The organism is Ornithinimicrobium humiphilum (assembly GCF_006716885.1).
GTDB classification, from domain to species: Bacteria; Actinomycetota; Actinomycetes; order Actinomycetales; family Dermatophilaceae; genus Ornithinicoccus; species Ornithinicoccus humiphilus.
This window is the reverse complement of the sequence record NZ_VFPU01000002.1, coordinates 124,144-143,721: the sequence shown is the minus strand read 5'-3', so window position 1 is coordinate 143,721 and position 19,578 is coordinate 124,144. Positions and strand designations below refer to the sequence as shown.

The following is a 19,578-nucleotide window of genomic DNA, read 5'->3' as shown; positions in this document are numbered from 1 at the left end:
GGCCTCCGGGGACATAGCGTGGGGCGCCTACGCCCGACGACGACCCCAGGAGGTCGCTGATGGATCCCATGGAACCCGTCTACGGGGCGGGGACGCTGCTGGCCATCGCGGCCGTCGCCGTCGCCGTCCTGCTGGTCCTCATCATCAAGCTGCGGATGCACGCCTTCGTGGCGCTGATCCTGGTCAGCCTGCTCACCGGGCTCGCGGCCGGCATCCCGTTCGGCGACATCGCCCGGGTCGCCACGAGCTTCTTCGGGTCCACGCTCGGCTCGGTGGCCCTGCTCGTCGGTCTCGGCGCGATGATCGGCCGGCTCCTCGAGGTGACCGGCGGCGCGCAGGTGCTGGCCGACACCCTCATCACCCGGTTCGGCGAGAAGCGGGCGCCGCTGGCGCTCGGCGTCGCCGCGCTGCTCTTCGGCATCCCGATCTTCTTCGACGCCGGCCTGGTCGTCTTCCTGCCGATCATCTTCTCGGTGGCCCGCCGCTTCGGTGGCTCGGTGCTCCTCTACGCGATCCCGGCCGCCGGCGCCTTCGCCGCGATGCACGCCATCGTGCCGCCGCACCCCGGCCCCGTCACCGCGGCGACCGAGCTCCAGGGGTCGATCGGCCTCACGGTCCTCGTCGGCCTGCCGGTCGCCTTCGTCGCCTGGTACGTCGGCGTCTACCTCTTCACCCAGGCCTACGCCGGCAAGGTCATGGTCCCGATCGACGACTCGTTCCTGCGGGGCGCGCGCGGCGCGGCCAGTGCCTCCGGTTCGACCGACGACGCCGACGACGACGCGCCTGCCGGCGGCTCCGACGGCGCGGCCCACCCGCCGTCCTTCGGCCTGGTGCTGGGCATCCTGCTGCTGCCCTTCGTCCTCATCGCGCTCAACACGGGCATCGACACCCTGCGCAAGGCCGAGGTCCTCGGCGACGGCACGCTCCTGGACGCGCTCGCCTTCGTCGGCCAGACACCGGTGGCCCTCCTCATCACCCTGCTCGTGGCCACCTACGTGCTCGGCACCCGCGGCCGCTCCCTGGCCACCGTCGAGGGCCTGCTCAACGACGCCCTCGGACCGATCTGCGCGATCATCCTCATCACCGGCGCGGGCGGCATGTTCGGCGGCGTCCTGCGCTACTCCGGCATCGGCGCGGCGCTCTCGGACAGCCTCTCCGACCTGGGTCTGCCGCTCATCGTCTCGGCCTTCCTCATCGCGACCGCGCTGCGCGTCGCCCAGGGCTCGGCCACCGTCGCCCTCACCACGACCGCGGGCCTGATCTCCGCCGGCGTCGCTGCCGCGGACCTGTCGGACCTCAAGATCGTCTGCCTCGTGCTGGCGATCGCCGCCGGCGCGACCGTGCTCTCCCACGTCAACGACTCGGGCTTCTGGCTCGTCAGCCGGTTCTTCGGGATGGACGTCAAGACCACGCTGCGCACCTGGACGGTCATGGAGACCACGCTGGGCGTCACGATCTTCCTCATCGCCCTGCTCCTGTGGTTCGTGGTCCCGTGAGCCCGGCCCGACGGACGACCCGGCCGTGACCCCGCTGACCGACACCCCGCCCGGGGCACCCGTCCACCTCGTGGTCATGGGCGTCTCCGGGTGCGGCAAGTCCACCGTCGCCCAGGCGCTCCGGCAACGTCTGGGGTGGGAGCTGGCCGAGGGCGACGACTTCCACCCGCAGGCCAACATCGACAAGATGGCCAGCGGGCGGCCGCTCATGGACGAGGACCGTTGGCCGTGGCTGCGGATCCTCGCCGGCTGGACCAGCGAGCGCGACGAGCGCGGCGAGTCGACGATCCTGTCCTGCTCGGCGCTGCGCCGCAGCTATCGCGACCTGCTGCGCGAGGGCGGGGCCGGCACCTTCTTCGTCCACCTGCACGGCGACAAGGGCATCCTCCTGGAGCGGATGGAGGAGCGGGAGCACTTCATGCCGCCCAGCCTGCTGGAGTCCCAGCTGGACACCCTGGAGATGCTCGAGCCCGACGAGCCGGGCGTGCTCGTCGACATCGCCAACCCGCCCGAGCGGGCGGCCCGCCTGGTCCTCGCCCAGCTCGACCTCGACAGCATCGTCTGACGACCCGACGGCGTCGTCCGGCCCGGGCCCGGCCCGGTCCGGGCGCCCTCGTCCGCCATCGGGGCCTCCGGGATGGCAGGCTTGCCCCGTGCAGCCCGTGACCCCGCCCCCGGGCGCGAGGTCCGTCCGGGCTGCCCGCGCGTGGCTCGGGGGCCCCGCGGCGCTCGCCGTGGTGCTCGCGCTGGGCGGCTGCGGCGGCCTCGGGCCCGTCAGCCTGGTGCCCTCCGCCACGGTCCCGCCCGAGGCGGCGGCCGCCGCCGCGAGCGCGGCCGGCAGCGCTCGGACGGACGCCTCCTCCCTCACGCACGAGGCGGACGGTCCCGCCCTCGACGACGTCGGCGCGGCCGAGCTCGTCGAGCGGATGGCCGCGGTCCTGGCCGACGGCTCCGAGGACGAGTGGGCCGCCTTCTTCACCGGGGACGACCTCGTCGCGCAGCAGCGCGCCTGGTTCCGCGCCGTCCAGGACGTGCCGATGGACGTCCGCGAGCTCCGTCCGGACGGCAAGGTCGAGCAGGAGGGGGAGGACGCGGTGGTGCCGCTCCTCTTCGTCCACCAGGTCACCGGCGCCGACCCGGCACCCACGGCCGAGGGCTACCTCCTGACGGTGGCCCCCGACGGGCTGGTCACCGAGGTGGACGGCGACCGGGCCCACCCGCAGCTGTGGGACCTGGGCGCGGTCTCGGTCACCGTCACCGACCAGCTCGTGCTCCTCACGCCCGAGGACCGGCAGGAGGACGTCGACGAGGTGCTCCAGGGCCTCGAGAACGCCGTGGCCAACGTCTTCCTCGACTTCGGCCGGGGGACGCGCGAACGGCTCGTCGTGCAGCTCGTCGACGAGGACCTGCTGCGCGAGATCGCCGGCGACGACGACCTGGCCGTCGACCCCGCCGGCGTCGCGCTGACGCTGGCCCCCGCCGAGGGCGAGGGCCGGGCGAGCGCGCCCGACCACGCCGACCGGATCCTGCTCGACCTCGACCTGCTCGTCGAGGAGCTGGACTACGGCATACCCGAGGGCGGGTGGGGCCTGATGCGGCACGAGGCGGTGCACGCCGTGCTCGACGCCGACCCGCAGGTCACGCCGCCCGTGTGGGTGTGGGAGGGCCTGGCGGAGTGGTACGGCTACCGTCGCGACTACCTCATGGACGCGTCCTTCCGCCTCGTCGTCGCGGACGCCGGCGACGGGCTCCTCGAGCTGCCGGAGTCCTTCGACGAGTACTACTACGACTCCCAGGAGGCCGGGGAGCTCGCCTACGCCTCCTCGGCGATGGTCTTCAGCTTCCTCGAGCAGCGATTCGGCTTCGCCACCGCGCGCGACGTGGGGGTCGAGCTGTCCTCCGTCGACACCTGGCAGGACACCGACGAGGCCGACGCCCTGCTGCGGGAGCGGACCGGGATGGGCCTGCAGGACCTGCAGCGGGAGATGACGGCCTGGGCGCGGGCCACCTACGGCTGACGAGCGGCGGACCGCCGGGCCACCTACCCTGCAGAGCATGCTGACCGACGACCTCCCCCGGGACTGGTGGAAGCGCGCCGTCGTCTACCAGGTCTACCCCCGCAGCTTCGCCGACAGCGACGGCGACGGCGTGGGCGACCTGCGCGGCGTGATCTCCCGCCTCGACCACCTGCAGCGCCTCGGCGTGGACGTGCTCTGGCTCGGGCCCGTCTACCGCTCGCCGCAGGACGACAACGGCTACGACATCAGCGACTACCAGGACGTCGACCCGCTCTTCGGCACCCTCGCCGACCTCGACGAGCTGCTCGCGCGGGCCCACGACCGCGGGATCCGCGTCGTCATGGACCTCGTCGTCAACCACACCTCCGACGAGCACCCGTGGTTCGTGGACTCCCGCTCCTCGCGCGACAGCGCCCGCCGCGACTGGTACGTCTGGCGCCCGCCCCGCCCGGGGACCGTCGGCGGCGAGCCCGGCGCCGAGCCGACCAACTGGGGCTCGGTCTTCTCCGGCTCGGCCTGGGAGTGGGACGAGGCGACGGGGGACTACTACCTGCACCTGTTCAGCCGCAAGCAGCCCGACCTCAACTGGCAGAACCCGGAGGTCCGCGAGGCGGTCTACGCGATGATGCGCTGGTGGCTCGACCGCGGGGTCGACGGCTTCCGGATGGACGTCATCAACCTCATCGACAAGCCCGACGAGCTGGTCGACGCCGAGGTGGGGCTCGGGGACCTGTGGGGTCAGGGCTTCCCGATGATCGCCAACGGCGCCCGGGTGCACGACCATCTGCGCGAGATGCACGAGCAGGTGTTCGCCGACCACCCCCGCGCCTTCCTCACCGTCGGGGAGATGCCCGGCGTCACCGCCGAGCGGGCCGCCCTCTTCACCGATCCCGCGCGCCGCGAGGTCGACATGGTCTTCCAGTTCGAGCACGTCGACCTGGGCAGCGGCCCGGGCGGCAAGTTCGACCGCGTCCCCAGCGGTATGCCGCACCTCCGGGAGAGCCTCATGCGCTGGCAGACGGCGCTCGCGGAGACGGGCTGGAACTCCCTCTACTGGAACAACCACGACCAGCCGCGCGCGGTCTCGCGCTTCGGCGACGACGATCCCGCCTGGCGCGAGCGGTCTGCGAAGACGCTGGGCACCGTGCTCCACACCCTGCGCGGCACGCCCTACGTCTACCAGGGCGAGGAGCTGGGGATGACGAACGCGCCCGTCTCGGGGCGCGAGGACCTCCGCGACATCGAGGCCCTCAACTACCTCGACGAGATGACGGCCGCGGGATCGTCGTTCGAGGACCTGCTGCCCGGGATCCGGGCGGTCGGCCGCGACAACGCCCGCACCCCCGTGCAGTGGACGGCCGGCCGGCACGCGGGCTTCACGACCGGCGAGCCCTGGATCGCCGTCAACCCCGATCACGTCGAGATCAACGCCGAGGCGCAGGTGGGGGTCGAGGGCTCGGTCTTCGAGCACTACCGGCGGTTGGTGGCGCTGCGGCACGACGACCCTGTCGTCTCGCACGGCTCGATCACCCCGCTCGCGATGGACCACCCGAGCCTGTGGGCCTTCGAGCGCGAGCACGAGGGCGTGCGGCTGCGCACCCTGGCGGCCTTCACCCGCGAGCCGGTGCCGGTGCCCGCGGAGCTGCTCGCAGGCTGGCGGCAGGCCACCGTGGTGCTCGCGACCTCGGACGAGGCCGGCCGATCGCTGCTCGAGGACGGTGTGCTGCCGGGCTGGGAGTCGGTCGTCCTGCGGCTAGCCTCGTAGCCCCGGCAGCACCTGCTCGCCGAAGGTGTCGAGGAAGGGCGCCTGGTGCTGGCCGACGAAGTGCAGGTAGACGTCGTCGAAGCCCACCGCCGCCAGCTCGGCGACCCGGTCTCGGAGCTGCCCGAGGTCGGAGGAGACCAGGCAGTGCTGCCGCACGACGTCCGGGCCCACGTGCTCGGACGCCACGTCGAAGCCCTCGGGCGTCGCGGTGTCCCAGTTGACCGGCTCGGAGAAGACGTTGCTGCGCCACTGGTCGACGGCGATGGCCTCCGCCTCGGCCTCGGTGGGCGCCCAGGACAGGTGGACCTGCAGCGAGGCACGGCCGCGCCCGCCCGCCTCCCGGTAGGCGTCGAGGAGCTCGCGCAGGGTCTCCACCGGCTGGTTGATCGTGACCAGGCCGTCGGCCCAGGCGGCGACCCGGGAGGCGGAGGCGACCGAGACGGCCGGACCGACCAGCAGGGGCGTGGGGTCGGCGCGCTCCCAGACCCGGGCGCGGTCGACCGCCACCAGCCCGTCGTGGGTGACCTCCTCCCCGGCGAGCAGCCGACGGATGATGCCGACGCACTCCTCCAGCCGGCGGGTGCGCACCTCCTTGGTCGGCCACCGGTCGCCGGTGACGTGCTCGTTCATGTTCTCGCCGCTGCCGAGGGCGACCCAGAAGCGGCCGGGGAACATCTGCCCCAGCGTCGCGATCTTCTGCGCGTGCACCGCGGGGTGGTAGCGCTGGCCCGGCGCCGAGACGCACCCCAGCGTCAGGTCGGTGGTCGCCAGCGCGGCCCCGAGCCAGGCCCAGGTGTAGCCCGAGTGCCCCTGACGCTGCGACCACGGCGCCATGTGGTCCGAGCACATGGCCATGTCGAAGCCCGCCTGCTCGGCGTGCCGGACGTCCTCGAGCAGCTGCCGCGGGGAGATCTGCTCGTGGGAGGCGTGGAAGCCGATGCGCATCACGGCACCGCCAGGTCGCCGGCGGGGCGCACGCGGAGCCAGCGCACGCCATACCCCTCGAGGGCGGAGGAGACCTCCGGCGCGGGTGGCAGGACCTCGTGGGTGAGGAGGTCGACCACCCGCGGGGCGTCGCCGAAGCCCTCGACCGGGACGGTGACCGTGACCGGGTCGGCACCGAGGTTGTGCAGGGCGACGACGGCGGTGCCCTCGAGCTCGAGGCGGTGGGCCAGCAGGGCCGGCCCGCCGTCGTGCTCGAGCACCGTGAGCGCGCCCCACCCGAGCTCGGGGCAGGCGTGCCGCAGCCGGATGAGCGAGCGGATCCAGGACAGCAGCGAGTCGGGCTCGTGCAGCTGGTCCATGACGTTGACGTGCTCGGGCCCGAAGCCGTCCCCGACGACCCGCTGCACCAGGCGCGAGGGGGCGGCGGAGGAGAAGCCGCCGTTCTTCGTCGCGCTCCACTGCATGGGGGTGCGGACCGCCATCCGGCCGTCGGCGTCGAGGTCCTCGCCCATGCCGATCTCCTCGCCGTAGTAGAGGGTCGGGGTGCCCGGCAGCGAGAAGAGCAGCGAGTAGGCCATCCGGACCCGGCGCGGGTCGCCGCCGAGCATCGTCGGCAGCCGGCGCTTGAGGCCGCGGCCGTAGACCTGCATCCGCTCCTCGGGGCCGAAGGCGTCGAAGACCTCCTGCCGCTCCTCGTCGGTGAGCTTGTCCAGGGTGAGCTCGTCGTGGTTGCGCAGGAAGGTCGCCCACTGGTTGGTGCGATGGAGCACCGGCCGCTCCTTCAGCGCGGTGGCCAGCGGCCCGGCGTCCTGCCGCGCCATCGACAGGTAGGTCGCCTGCATCCCGACGAAGTCGAACTGCATGTGGAACTCGTCCGCGGACCCGCCCCCGAAGAACGCCAGCTGCTCCTCGTAGGGGAGGTTGACCTCGCCGAGCGTCACCGCGTCGCCCCGCCGTAGGGAGATGAAGTCGCGCAGCGTGCGCATGAAGGCGTGCGGGTCGACCAGGTCGTCCTCGCCCTCCTTCGCCGCCTCCTGGCCGAAGAATGGCACCCCGTCGACCCGGAAGCCGTCGAAGCCGACCTGCAGCCAGAAGCCGATCGCGCGCAGCAGGTGCTCGACCACCTCGGGGTGGTCGAGGTTGAGGTCGGGCTGGTGACGGTAGAAGTGGTGCAGGTACCACTCACCCGTCTTGTCGTCCTTGGTCCAGATGGCGTCCTCCTGGTCGGGGAAGACGACCTCGTCGGAGGTGTCGCCGGGGTCGTCGGAGCGCCAGACGTAGTAGTCGCGGTAGGGGTTCTTGACCGGGTCCTTCTCCGCGCGTGACCTCCTGAACCAGGGGTGCCGGTCGCTGGTGTGGTTGACGACCAGGTCGGCGATGACTCGCATCCCGCGGTCGTGGGCCAGCCGCACCAGCTCGGTCATCCGGCCGAGGTCGCCCAGCCGGGGGTCGACGCCGAGGTAGTCGGTGATGTCGTAGCCGTCGTCGCGGTCCGGGCTGGGGTAGAAGGGCATCAGCCACAGGCAGGTGATCCCGAGGTCGGCCAGGTAGTCGATGCGCTGGGCCAGCCCCTCGAGGTCGCCGCACCCGTCGCCGTCGGCGTCCAGGAAGGTCTCGACGTCGAGGCAGTAGAGCACCGCGCTCTTCCACCACAGGTCGCTCGTGTCGGTGATCCGCATGGCCCCCACCCTGTCCCGACCCGGTTGACCCCTCAACCGCAGCCGCCCCCAGGGCCGGTGCCCCAAGAGGCCCGGACACGCGGACGGGGCCGCGACCAGGTGGTCGCGGCCCCGTCGGCCGTGCGTGCGAGGAAGGCCGTCAGCCCTGGCCCTCGGGACGCTCCCAGGAGGAGCGCTCGCCCTCCGGGCGCTGCCAGGAGGTCTGAGGGTTGTAGTCGGCCTGCGGCTCGGTGGGCAGGTCGGGGACGATCGGCTCCTCCTGCTGCAGCTGGTCGAGCGCGGGGCTCTCCCCGGACGGCGTGCCCTGCGGGGCGGCCGCCTGGCGGGCCTTCTCGGCCGCCTCCTGGATCGCCCGGTCGGCGTCCTGGCGGGAGCGCTGCGAGCTCGAGCCCTCGGCGTCGCGGGTCGCGCCCTCGGCCTCCTCGCGGGCCCGGCGCAGCGCCTCGCGCGGGTCCTCCAGCGTCGGGGCGTCGAGGTCGTCGAGCCCGGTGTCGCCGGCGTCCGCACGCAGGCCCGAGGACGGGCCGTCGAGGTAGTTGGCGCCGCCGCCGCTGCTCGAGCCACCGCCGCCCAGCGCGTTGCCGATGCCGGCGAGCGCGGAGGTGAGCTCGGTCGGGACGACCCACATCTTGTTGGACTCGCCCTGGGCGATCTGCGGCAGCATCTGGAGGTACTGGTAGGCCAGCAGCTTGCTGTCGGGGTTGCCCTTGTGGATCGCGTCGAAGACCTGCAGGATCGCGCGGGCCTCACCCTGGGCCTCGAGGATCGCCGACTGCGCGGTGCCCTCGGCGCGCAGGATCTGGGCCTGCTTCTCACCCTCGGCGGTGAGGATCTGGCTCTGCTTGACGCCCTCGGCGTTCAGGATGGCCGCACGACGGTCGCGCTCGGCGCGCATCTGCTTCTCCATCGAGTCCTGCACGGAGGCGGGCGGGTCGATGGCCTTGAGCTCGACGCGGTTGACGCGGATGCCCCAGCGGCCGGTGGCCTCGTCGAGCACCCCGCGCAGCTGGCCGTTGATCATGTCGCGGCTGGTCAGCGTCTGCTCGAGGTCGAGCGAGCCGATGACGTTGCGCAGCGTGGTGACGGTCAGCTGCTCGATGCCCTGGATGTAGTTGGCGATCTCGTAGGTCGCGGCCTTCGGGTCGGTCGGCTGGAAGTAGATGACCGTGTCGATGGAGACCACGAGGTTGTCGCTCGTGATCACCGGCTGCGGCGGGAAGCTGACGACCTGCTCGCGCAGGTCGACCACCGAGCGGGGCCGGTCGATGAAGGGGACCAGGAAGTGCAGTCCGGCGTCGAGGGTGCGGTCGTACTTGCCCAGTCGCTCCACGATGACGGCGGTCGCCTGGGGCACGATGCGGATCGCGCGGGCGATGGCCGTGATCGCGAAGAGCACGATGAGGGCGACGACGAACCACACGATGATGCTCGTGGGATCCATGGTTGGTGCTCCTTGCTGTCGGTCGGTCGTCGGTCGGTCGGGGGGTATGACGTGCGCCGGCCCGGATCGGTTGCGTCCCGGCGCGGGAAGGATCAGTGGGCGAGCGGCGGGTGCTCGTCGAAGGGCTTGTCCTCCGGCGCGGCGGCCTTCACCACCGCGGTGGCGCCGTCGATCTTGACGACGGTGACCAGGGTGCCCACGGGATAGGTGGAGCCGGCGAGCTCGGCGCGGGCGGTCCACTCCTCGCCGCGCAGCTTGACCAGGCCGGAGCGGTCGGTGACCTCCGTCAGGACGGTCGCGGTCTGGCCGATGTGGCCCTCGACGCCCAGGACGGCGCCGCGGCCCTCGAGGCGCAGGTAGCGCAGCGCGACCGGACGGAGGGCGAAGACGAAGAGGCCGGCGGCCACCCCGAAGATCAGCACCTGGACCACGATCGGCATCCCGGCGCCGGCCGCGATCGCCGCGGTGAGCGCGCCGAGGGCCAGCATGAGGAAGATCAGGTCGAGGGTGGTCATCTCGACGATGCCGAGGGCGAGGGCGACCCCGATCCACCACAACCACTGCGGGCTGTTCGATAGCCAGTCCAGCATCCTTGCCGTCCTTCCCTGTCGGTCGTCCGATCCTACGGGGTGGACGGCCCGCGACCCTGCCCGGTTCCCCAGGGGCCTGCCGCAGGTCAGTAGTCGGTGCGCTCCTCGTGCTGCCGCCAGACGTCGAAGGGCTCCTCGCCGCGCGGGTGCTCCGCCCGGGCGACGCGCATCGGCCAGGGCGCGTCGCGCACGGTGCGGATGAGCTCGTGGAAGACGCGGTCGTCGAAGCCGGCCCGGTGGGCGGAGTGGCGGTCCGCGGCGTAGACCACGCCGTCGAGCCGGGCCCACAGGCAGGCCGCCAGGCACAGCGGGCACGGCTCGCAGGAGCTGTAGAGGACGTGACCCTGGAGCGCGAAGTCGCCGATCGCCTGGCAGGCCGCCCGGATCGTCGTGACCTCGGCGTGCGCGGTCGGGTCGAGCGAGGCGGTGACCCGGTTGCCGCCGGTGGCCACGATCGTCCCGTCGGCGGCGACGATCACGGCCCCGAACGGGCCGCCGCCGGCGGCGATGTTGGCCACCGCCACGTCGATCGCGAGCCCGACGCGCCGCACCTCCTCGGCCGCGTTCGGGACGGACGGGTCAGGAGGTGCAGGTGTGTTCCCCATCCGGGCAGGCTAGGCGACCGGGGCCGCCGCCCGCACCCCGTGCGACGGGCGGCGTCCCCGGAGGAGGAGGTCCGGCTCAGTAGGCGGCCGGGCTGGGGACCACGACGCGACCCACCGGGACGGGGTCGGCCTCGGGCTCCCGCGACCAGGCTGCGACCGCTCGGAGGGGGCGGTTGGCGCGCGGCACCGGGGCGCTGCGCAGGGCCCGACCGATGATGCCGAAGACCTGCTCGGTCTCCACCAGGAAGGCGTCGTGGCCGTAGGGGGAGTCGATGACCGCGAGCTCCCGGCAGGCCGGCGAGGTCGCCACCAGCTCGCCGTCGGCGGGTGGGAAGAGCCGGTCGGAGCTGACGACCCCGACGGTGAGCTCGGCGGTGATCCGGCGCAGCGCCGCCTCCACACCCCCGCGACCTCGTCCGACGTCGTGGGAGTTCATCGCGTCGGTGAGCACGAGGTAGGAGTTGGCGTCGAAGCGTCGGGCCAGTTTGCGGCCGTGGTGCTCGAGGTAGGACTGCACGGCATACCTGCCCCCGCGGAGCGGGTCCTCGCCCTCCTGGGCGTCGCGGCCGAAGCGCAGCGCCAGCTCCTCGGCGCAGCGGTAGGTGGTGTGGGCGATCTGCCGGGCCAGCTCGAGGCCCTGGCGCGGCCCGGGACCGGGGTAGTAGTCGCCGCCGTGGAAGTGCGGGTCGAGCCGGATGGCGTGCAGCTGCGGCACCGACCACGCGATCTGGTCGGCGGTGGCCGCCGCGCCCGCGGCGAGCACGACGCAGCGCCGCACCCGTCCGGGGTAGGAGACCGCCCACTCCAGCGACCGCATCCCGCCGACGGAGCCGCCGACGACGAGCGCGAACGTCCGGATCCCCAGCGCGTCGGCCAGCTTGGCCTCGGCCCGCACCTGGTCACGGATCGTGATCTGCGGGAAGGAGGAGCCGTAGGGGCGTCCGTCGGGGGCGATGGACGAGGGGCCGGTCGTGCCGCGACAGCCGCCGAGGACGGCGGGGGCGATGACGAAGTACTCGTCGGTGTCGAGCGGCGCGCCCGGACCGATGAGCCCGGGCCACCAGCCGGGGGTCGGCTGGTCCGGCCCGCGCTCGCCGACGACGTGGCTGTCGCCGGTGAGCGCGTGCAGCACGAGCACCGCGTTGTCGCGGGCCTCGTTGAGGCGGCCCCAGCTCTGCCAGCTGACCCGCACGTCCTCGAGGACCTCCCCGGAGTCCAGGGGCAGGTCCCCGACGACGTGCGTGCGGCGTCGGGAGGCGGTCATGGCTCAGGCCGCCTCGGTGGCGCCGGCGGTCGCGGCCGCGGCCTCGAAGCCGACCTCGAGGTCGGCCAGGATGTCCTCGATGCCCTCGATGCCGACCGCGAGGCGGACCAGCCCGGGCGTCACGCCGGCGCCGGCGAGCGCCTTGGCGTCGAGCTGGCTGTGCGTGGTCGACGCCGGGTGGATCACGAGGGAGCGCACGTCACCGATGTTGGCGACGTGGCTGTGCAGCCGCAGCGCCGAGACGAAGGCGCGCCCGGCCTCGGCGCCACCGGCGATCTCGAAGGCGAGCACGGCGCCCGCGCCGCGCGGCAGGTACTTCTGCGCCAGCTCGTGCGAGGGGTGGTCGGGGGTGCCGGCGTAGATGACCTTCTCGACCTGCGGGTGCGAGGAGAGGAAGTCCACGACCCGCTGCGCGTTGCTCACGTGGCGCTCCACCCGCAGCGACAGCGTCTCGATGCCCTGGGCCAGCAGGAAGGCGTTGAACGGCGAGATCGCCGGGCCGAGGTCGCGCAGCAGCTGCACGCGGGCCTTGAGGATGTAGGAGAGGTTGACGCCGAAGATGCCGTCCTTGCCCAGCGCCTCGGCGTAGACCAGCCCGTTGTAGCTCGGGTCGGGCTCGACGAAGCCCGGGAAGCGGCCCTGCAGCCGCGGGTCGCCGTAGTCGAAGGTGCCGCCGTCGACGATGACGCCGCCGATGGCGGTGCCGTGGCCGCCGAGGTACTTCGTCGCGGAGTGCACGACGACGTCGGCGCCGTGCTCGAGCGGGCGGGTCAGGTAGGGGGTGGCGACGGTGTTGTCGACGATGAGCGGCACGCCGACCTCGTGCGCCACGGTGGAGACGCCCTCGATGTCGAGCACGTCGCTGCTCGGGTTGGAGATGGTCTCGCCGAAGAACGCCTTGGTGTTGTCCCGGGCCGCGGCCCGCCAGGACTCGGGGTCGGCCGGGTCCTCGACGAAGGTCACCGTGATGCCGAGCCGCGGCAGGGTGTGGGCGAAGAGGTTCTGGGTGCCGCCGTAGAGGCTCGGGCTGGCCACGACGTGGTCGCCGGCGCTCGCGACGTTGAGGATGGCCAGCGTGATCGCCGAGGAGCCGGAGGCGACGAGCAGGGCGCCGACACCGCCCTCGAGGTCGGCGATGCGGTTCTCCACGACCTCCTGGGTCGGGTTGTTGATCCGGGTGTAGATCGGCCCGAGCTCGGCGAGCGCGAAGCGGTTGGCGGCCTGGTCGGCGTCGTCGAAGACGTAGGAGGTCGTCTGGTAGATCGGCAGGGCCCGGGCTCCGGTGGCCGGGTCCGGGGTCTGGCCGGCGTGGATCTGGCGGGTGGTGAAGTCGGTGTAGGTGCTCATGGCTGCGCTGGTCCTTCGGGAAGAGGTGGAGAGGGGTGCAGGTGGGGTCACACTGCTGAGCCCGTCTCGCACAGCGCAGGTATGGCGTGCCCGGCCCCCTTCCGAGGGGTGCCGGTGCCTCGCGACGTCGCGGAAGCAGCTGTGGAGGGAGGGCTCAGCAGCTGCGCATTCGGCGACGTGGGGTGCTCATGGAGGGCATGTCTAGCAGGGCTCCTTCTCCGAAGTCAATTCGGTGAGATGGCAGCCTGGAGCGGCGTCGTCGATGATTCTTCGATGAATCTGTGGCTGTGGTGATGATCTGCGGGAAAGACGGCCTCTGGCAGAAGGAGAGGCGCGGGAGGTCTCCGCCTCCCGCGTCTCCTGCGTCGACGAACCCGTGTCGCCCACGAACCTCCTACGGCAGGTCGAGCACCCAGCCGCCCTCCAGGGTGGCCAGGTCGAAGCGGGCCAGACCCTGCCAGTCGAGCGTCCACAGCGAGTCGCCGATGACGACCGTCCGCTGCGGGCCCTCGCCCCAGCCGCGGTGCTTCGGTGCGGTGCTGACCGACCGGCCCTCCGTCATACCCGTCTCGTCGACGGTGACCAGGGTGACGCCGCCGAACGCCTCCTCATCCTCCGAGCTCGTGCCCTCCCAGCCACCCCAGCGGGTGACCGGCAGGACGACCTGACCGGTCGCCGGCCACCAGGTGAAGGCGCGGTGGTCCTGCTCGATGGTGGAGTAGCTGTCAGGCCAGCTGAGCACCTGCAGCTGGCGCGGGGCGCTCGGGTCGCTGATGTCGAAGAGGGACATCTGCAGGCCCTTCGTCCGCCCGGTGCGCTCGTCGGCGTCCTGGCCGACCCCGAGGAGCCGCCCCTCGCCGATCGGGTGCAGGTAGGCGGAGTAGCCCGGGATCTTGAGCTCGCCGGCCACCCGCGGGGCGGCCGGGTCGCTGGTGTCGATCAGGTAGAGCGGGTCGGTCTGGCGGAAGGTGACCACCGCGGCGAGGTCGGCGTTCAGGTAGCGGACCGAGCGGATGGTCTCGGTGACCCCGAGCCCGTCGACGCGGCCGGTCTCGACGAGGGAGCCGTCGTCCTCGCGCAGCACGACCAGCGAGGAGGACGAGCTCTGGGAGGCGCCGGCCGGCTCGAGCGTGGTCGCGACCCGGAGGACGCCGTCCTCCTCGTCGAGCGCCCACTGGTTGAGCAGGTGCCCCGGGACCTCGCCCGAGGCGGTCCACGTGGTGGTCGTGGGGTCGCTGATGTCGAAGACGTGCAGGCTGGTCCGGTGGGCCGGGCGGCCGCCGGGCCAGATCGTGTCGATCGCGGGGCTGCCCGCCCAGGCCCAGACGTCCCATGCGCTGGTGGCCACCACGAGACGGTCCGGAGAGGCGTAGACGGTGCCGCCGGAGGCGACCAGGCCGGTGGCCGAGACCGGCTCGGCGGAGTCGGCGCCGAGGTCGAAGGTCAGCACGGACATCGTCGACAGGCCTGCGGGGTCGCGCGGCCGGGTGATCTGGTCGCAGCCGAGCAGCGCGTCGGTCGACTGCACCTGACCGCGGGCGTCGAGGACCTGGACGTGCGGCACCCAGTCGTCGATGGTCGTCGCGCGGATCAGCTCGCGGTTGCGCTCGGTGGACTCCTGCTCGGCCTTCATGCTGCCCGAGCGGGGAGAGGTCTGCACGACGCCGGGGGGCTCGGTGACCATGACCATGCGCAGGGCGTCGCCCACGAGCCGTGCGGAGCGGTAGCCGCCCTCCAGCCGGACCGAGCCGAGCACGCGGGGGGAGGAGGGGTCGGACACGTCGACCCGGGTCACGACGGTGCGCTCGGGGGAGAAGGCGACGAAGGTGTCGTCGACGGGGCGCGGCGCCCCGCTCCACTCCTGGCTCAGCACCACGAGCGTCCCCTCGTGCAACAGGACCTCGGAGGGGTAGAGGGTGTCACCGCGGCCCGGCAGGGGGACGGTCGAGAGGATCCTCGGGTCGGCGGCGTCGACGATCCGCACCGAGCCGTTGGCGACGGTGACGATGATGCGGCCGTCGGTCTTGACGACGTCGGGCTCGTCGACGCCCTCCTCCTGCACGTTGGTGGTGGAGTGGTCGGGCCGGCTCGCGCCGTCGGCCTCGGAGGCGGCCATGTCGGTGCCGGCATCACCACCCGCGCTGTCCTCGGCGCCGTACCAGCCGCCCCCGAGGCCGTAGGGGCCGACCAGCTCCAGGGCGTTGGCCTGGTAGTAGGTGAGCAGGTCGGCGCAGTCGTCGAAGTCGGCGAGGTAGCCGACGGGGAGGACGGTGACGGCGGCCTTCGCCGCGGCAGCGTCCCAGGGGCCGGAGGGGGTCGTCCGGGCCGGGTCCGGATCTCTCGGCGGCGCCTCCGCGCACGAGGCGAGGGCGAGCGCGGAGCCGAGGCAGAGCGCGAGGAGGGCTGGCGTCCGAGGCATCGGGGCCTCCTGGGGGAGTGCGGTCGACGGCGGTGTCGAGCATCTGACGCCGGTGCCGACCGGCCGGTTCCCGCGGAACGCACGCGTCCGGTCCGGCGTCGGAACGGGCATGAACGAGGACAGGTATGCCGTGCTCGCCCGCCGCTTCGACGAGACCACCGCGGCGCGTGCCGAGCACCAGCGTCTGACCAGCCGGCTGGCCGCGCTGCAGCCGCAGCTGCGCGAGGCCGAGCAGGAGCTCGACCGGCTGGGCCGGGCGCTGGAGAAGGAGCGGACCGACGTGCGCCGCCTGGAGTCGAGGGGGCTCTCGCCCTCCCGGGTGTGGGCGTCGGTGCGGGGGGACCTCACCGAGCGGTTGACGGCCGAGCAGGCCGAGGCGCAGGCGGCGGAGCTCGCCCACGAGCGGGCCCGCCGGCACCGCGACGTCGTCGTCCAGGAGGCCCAGCGGCTGGAGGCCGCCCGGGCCGCCCTCGGCGACGTCGACGCGGGCTACGAGGCGGTGCTCGTCGAGGTCCGGCAGGCGGCCGAGGAGCCCGGTGCGGTCGTGCTGCGCGAGCGCGCGGCCGAGGCGGGCCGCCTCCTGGAGGACGTGCGCTGGCGTCGGGAGCTCGACGAGGCGCTCGCCGCGGGATCCGAGGCCTACGGTGCGCTGCAGGAGGCCAGGAAGCGCCTCGACAGCGCCGAGGGCTGGTCGACCTGGGACGTGATGGGCGGCGGGATGTTCTCCTCGATGCTCAAGCACGACGAGCTCGACAAGGCCGCCGACCTCCTGGACACCGCGAGCGTGGCGTTGCAGCGGTTCTCGCGCGAGCTGGCCGACGTCGAGCTGCCCGGGATCGACGCCCCGATGGTCGACGGCCTCTCGCGGGGGCTCGACATCTGGTTCGACAACGTCGTCACCGACCTGTTCGTGGCCGACCGCATCGGCAAGGCCAAGCGGCAGGTCACCGACGCCATCCGTGCGGTGGACGCCACGATGCTGCGGCTGCACGAGCTGCGCGTGAGCCTGGGCTGAGGTCGGCGGGTGCGGGTCGGCGCCGCGAAGCCTCAGCCCGTCGTGCCGTCGCCCTTCCGAGCGGCGTTGACGACGTAGTAGACGAGGCCGCCGGTCAGGGCGATCGGCACCAGCCAGCCCAGGCCGTCGAAGATCGTGCCGAGCATGCCCAGGGCGGACAGCCCGGCGAGCACGGTGATGATCAGCGACTGCGCGTTGCCGCCCTTGACGCCCTGCTCGACGTGGGTCTTGCCCGTCTGGTCGGGCAGGAGTGCCCAGGCGATGAGGTAGGCGGCGATGCCGCTGCCGAAGAAGAGCGACAGCACGATGGTGCCGATGCGGGCCGCGGCCGGGGAGATGTTGAGCTGCTTGGCGACCCCGGCGGCGACACCACCGATGATGCCGTCGTCGGTGTCACGGCGCAGCGGCGACTTCTGCAGCGCTGAGAAGCCCTTGTCGAGCTTCGAGCCCGACGGGGAGCCCGTCGCGGAGCCGCCCGGGCCGGTGCTGCCGTGGGAGCCCGCGGCGCCGTAGGTCGCCGGGCTGTCCAGGGACGGCGGACGCACGCCCCAGACGTCCTGCTGCGGGGGAGCGCCGTAGGTGCCGGCGGGCGGACCGACGGGGGCACCCGAGGGCGGCGGGGGCTCCTCGGCGGGCGCGTCCGGGGCGGACGGCTGCGGCGGGATCGGAGGACGGGGCTCGTCGGGGTCGGTGCGGTGGATGTCGCTCATGTCTCCAGCCTCTCTCACGGGGGAGGGTTGCGTCAGCAGGTGGGCTCCCGGATCTGACGGGGGGACAGCCCCCGTCGTTCCGTGCGTCCGTGCGACGGCGCCGAGGTCAGACCACCCGGAAGGGCACCATCATCATCATGTCCTCGTGCTCGAGGTTGTGGCAGTGGAGCACGTAGCGCCCGCGATAGCCGCGCACCGGGACCAGCACCTCGGCCGTGGATCCGGGCACCAGGTCGATGGTGTCCTTCCAGGCGGGGCCGTCGCCCGTGTCGACCTGCATGTGGAGCAGATGGGCGTGCACCGGGTGGTGCACGTCGCTCGACAGCCGCCAGCGCTCGACGGTCCCGAGCACCGGGGTCGCGACGTCGCGGTCGTCGGCCCAGCTGACGCCGGCCACCGTCCACACCCCGCGCGCGCGCATCTCGGGGTGGACGGAGTGGTCCGGGCCGCCACCGTGCCCACCGGCGCTGTGGCCGCCGGAGCCGGCGTGCGAACCGCTGCCGGCCGCCCGCTCCTCGCCGATCGCCGCGACCGGGCCCAGGGCGAAGTGCAGGTCCCGGGTGACCGCGACCGAGGCGGGGTCGAGGTGCTCGATCTCGGACAGCACCTCGGGCACGCGCGAGTCGTCGGCCGCGCGGCGGACGACGTGGAGCTGCATCACGTCCCGGGCACGGCCGGACCCCAGTCGGTTGGTCATCGTCACGCGGGTGCCGGCGGCCACCCCGGAGAGGTCGACGACCACGTCGGCGCGCTCGCCGGGAGCCAGGACGACCGTCTCCCGGGGTCGGGGCCGCGCGAGCAGTCCGAGGTCGGTGCCGACCTGGACGAACGAGACGCCGGAGTCGAGGGCGAGCTCGTAGCGCCGGGCGTTGGAGGCGTTGAGCACGCGGAAGCGGTAGCGCGCCGCGTCGGCCTCCATCACCGGCCACGGAGCCCCGTTGACCAGGACGCAGTCGCCCAGCACGCCGCCGTGGTAGCGCTCCTCGACCCCGCCGAGACGCCCCTCGGGGTCGAGGGCGGGGTAGGCCAGCTCGGCGTCGGGCCCGAACGCCCGGTCGCAGACGACCAGCGTCACGTCGCGCTCGTCACGCGGCAGGCCGAGGTCGTCCTCGGCCGGGTCGCTCAGCAGGAAGGCGCCGGCGAGACCGGCGTAGACGTTCGGACCGGTGTGGTCGAGCGTGTGGTCGTGGTACCAGAGCGGCGCGGCGCGCTGCTCGAGCGGGTAGACGTAGTCCCGGGTCTGACCGGGCTCGACGAGGTCGGTGGGCCAGCCGTCGTGCTCCGGCGGGGTCACGCCGCCGTGCAGGTGGAGCACCGTGCTCCGGTCGAGGTCGTTGGTCAGCCGCACGGTGGTCTGCTCGCCGACCCGCACCGCGATCGTCGGGCCGGGGAAGGAGCCGCCGTAGGTCAGCGCCCGGGTGGTGCGCCCGGGCAGGATCTCCAGGTCGGCCGCCGCGGCCCGCAGCAGGTAGGTCGCCCCGCCGCCCTCGGGACGGGCGACCGGCACGAGGGGCAGCGGCACGGAGTAGGGCTCCGGCAGCGGCACCGCGCTGCGCAGCAGGGCCCCGGTCGAGCCGGTCCGGGGCGGGGCACCGGGCAGCGTGGAGCAGCCGGCGATCGTGGCGACGGCGCCGGCGGAGACCACCCCACCCGCGAGGGTGAGGAAGGAGCGGCGCGAGACCCTCATGCGCGCACCTCCGGGCGGGCCGGGCTGGCCGGGAGGGTGGAGCGCCGGGCCCGACCGGGCGTCCAGGCCCAGCCGGCGAGCGCGACGCTGCCGGCGACCAGCAGGACGCCGAGCGGCACGTGCAGGGCGACCTCGCGGAGGTAGCCCAGACCCAGCTGGGTCGGCAGCAGGACGAGCAGGCCCAGCACGGCGAGGGCGGGCCAGAGCGGCAGACGCCCGGGCCAGCGCAGCAGCGCCGCGGCGGCCAGCTCGAGCATCGTCAGCAGCATGAGCAGCCCGCCGACCGTGGCGTGCATCTTCAGCGCCGGGTAGTGGCCCTGGAGGAAGGAGCCGATGAGATAGGGCATCAGCACCATCCCGGTCGCCTGCACCAGGGAGACCACGCGGAAGATCCACAGCGCGGTGCCGGTGCGGGCGGTCGGGCGGGGCCGGGGAGCCACAGCCGTGACGGGAAGGGCGGTGGACGTCATGACGGACCTCGCGGGGATTCGTGTCGAGCAGGTGTCGGGGGCAGGTGCGAGACGGAGGACAGGACGGGGCGCCGGTGAGCTCTGTCCCCGGAGCTCACCGGCGCCGGACGGGGGGCCGGTAGGGCGG

16 protein-coding genes are annotated in these 19,578 nt (G+C 73.2%); 5 read left to right on the top strand and 11 right to left on the bottom strand.

What is annotated here, in order from left to right:
- Positions 1 to 59 precede the first annotated feature (59 nt).
- The 4 genes from FB476_RS14255 (at position 60) to FB476_RS14240 (ending at position 5,279) form a co-directional block, all read left to right on the top strand.
- Complete coding sequence (locus tag FB476_RS14255) at positions 60 to 1,496, top strand: GntP family permease (protein WP_141820569.1); 1,437 nt, start codon at positions 60 to 62, stop codon at positions 1,494 to 1,496.
- A 25-nt stretch (positions 1,497 to 1,521) separates the two neighbouring features.
- The gene (locus FB476_RS14250; RefSeq protein WP_141820568.1) at positions 1,522 to 2,061 is read left to right on the top strand and encodes a gluconokinase; all 540 of its coding nucleotides are present in this window, start codon (positions 1,522 to 1,524) and stop codon (positions 2,059 to 2,061) included.
- A gap of 88 nt (positions 2,062 to 2,149) precedes the next feature.
- Complete coding sequence (locus tag FB476_RS14245) at positions 2,150 to 3,514, top strand: hypothetical protein (protein ID WP_141820566.1); 1,365 nt, start codon at positions 2,150 to 2,152, stop codon at positions 3,512 to 3,514.
- 37 nt (positions 3,515 to 3,551) lie between these two features.
- A complete protein-coding gene (locus FB476_RS14240; RefSeq protein ID WP_141820564.1) occupies positions 3,552 to 5,279 on the top strand; it encodes an alpha-glucosidase in 1,728 nt (575 codons plus the stop codon).
- Here FB476_RS14240 and FB476_RS14235 read toward each other — a convergent pair.
- From FB476_RS14235 to FB476_RS14200, 8 genes are all read right to left on the bottom strand, one after another.
- A complete protein-coding gene (locus FB476_RS14235; RefSeq protein WP_141820562.1) occupies positions 5,268 to 6,227 on the bottom strand; it encodes a TIGR03885 family FMN-dependent LLM class oxidoreductase in 960 nt (319 codons plus the stop codon). The genes FB476_RS14240 and FB476_RS14235 overlap by 12 nt on opposite strands.
- Positions 6,224 to 7,903 (bottom strand): alpha-amylase family protein, encoded by a 1,680-nt coding sequence (locus FB476_RS14230; RefSeq protein WP_141820560.1) that lies wholly within the window; start codon positions 7,901 to 7,903, stop codon positions 6,224 to 6,226. The genes FB476_RS14235 and FB476_RS14230 overlap by 4 nt, the downstream gene beginning before the upstream one ends.
- Positions 7,904 to 8,042: 139 nt before the next feature.
- Positions 8,043 to 9,344, bottom strand: coding sequence for an SPFH domain-containing protein (locus FB476_RS14225; protein WP_141820558.1), 1,302 nt, complete (start codon positions 9,342 to 9,344; stop codon positions 8,043 to 8,045).
- Between the two features lie 92 nt (positions 9,345 to 9,436).
- Entirely contained in the window at positions 9,437 to 9,934 is a 498-nt protein-coding gene (locus FB476_RS14220; protein WP_141820556.1) for an NfeD family protein, read from the bottom strand.
- A gap of 86 nt (positions 9,935 to 10,020) precedes the next feature.
- A complete protein-coding gene (locus FB476_RS14215; protein ID WP_141820554.1) occupies positions 10,021 to 10,539 on the bottom strand; it encodes a nucleoside deaminase in 519 nt (172 codons plus the stop codon).
- Between the two features lie 76 nt (positions 10,540 to 10,615).
- Positions 10,616 to 11,803 carry a homoserine O-acetyltransferase MetX gene (gene metX, locus FB476_RS14210; protein ID WP_141820552.1) on the bottom strand — a complete coding sequence of 396 codons (1,188 nt, stop codon included), beginning with the start codon at positions 11,801 to 11,803 and terminating at the stop codon, positions 10,616 to 10,618.
- Between the two features lie 3 nt (positions 11,804 to 11,806).
- The gene (locus tag FB476_RS14205; protein WP_141820550.1) at positions 11,807 to 13,150 is read right to left on the bottom strand and encodes a bifunctional o-acetylhomoserine/o-acetylserine sulfhydrylase; all 1,344 of its coding nucleotides are present in this window, start codon (positions 13,148 to 13,150) and stop codon (positions 11,807 to 11,809) included.
- Between the two features lie 394 nt (positions 13,151 to 13,544).
- Positions 13,545 to 15,569 (bottom strand): beta-propeller domain-containing protein, encoded by a 2,025-nt coding sequence (locus FB476_RS14200; protein WP_141820548.1) that lies wholly within the window; start codon positions 15,567 to 15,569, stop codon positions 13,545 to 13,547.
- A 109-nt stretch (positions 15,570 to 15,678) separates the two neighbouring features.
- Here FB476_RS14200 and FB476_RS14195 point away from each other — a divergent pair, with 109 nt between their 5' ends.
- On the top strand, positions 15,679 to 16,584 hold the full coding sequence (locus FB476_RS14195; protein ID WP_141820546.1) for a hypothetical protein: 906 nt from the start codon (positions 15,679 to 15,681) through the stop codon (positions 16,582 to 16,584).
- 32 nt (positions 16,585 to 16,616) lie between these two features.
- Here FB476_RS14195 and FB476_RS14190 read toward each other — a convergent pair whose 3' ends face one another.
- From FB476_RS14190 to FB476_RS14180, 3 genes are all read right to left on the bottom strand, one after another.
- Complete coding sequence (locus tag FB476_RS14190) at positions 16,617 to 17,294, bottom strand: PspC domain-containing protein (RefSeq protein WP_141820544.1); 678 nt, start codon at positions 17,292 to 17,294, stop codon at positions 16,617 to 16,619.
- Between the two features lie 106 nt (positions 17,295 to 17,400).
- Positions 17,401 to 18,981, bottom strand: a complete 1,581-nt coding sequence (locus tag FB476_RS14185; protein ID WP_141820542.1) for a multicopper oxidase family protein — start codon at positions 18,979 to 18,981, stop codon at positions 17,401 to 17,403.
- On the bottom strand, positions 18,978 to 19,451 hold the full coding sequence (locus FB476_RS14180) for a hypothetical protein (RefSeq protein WP_141820540.1): 474 nt from the start codon (positions 19,449 to 19,451) through the stop codon (positions 18,978 to 18,980). The genes FB476_RS14185 and FB476_RS14180 overlap by 4 nt, the downstream gene beginning before the upstream one ends.
- Positions 19,452 to 19,578 lie beyond the last annotated feature (127 nt).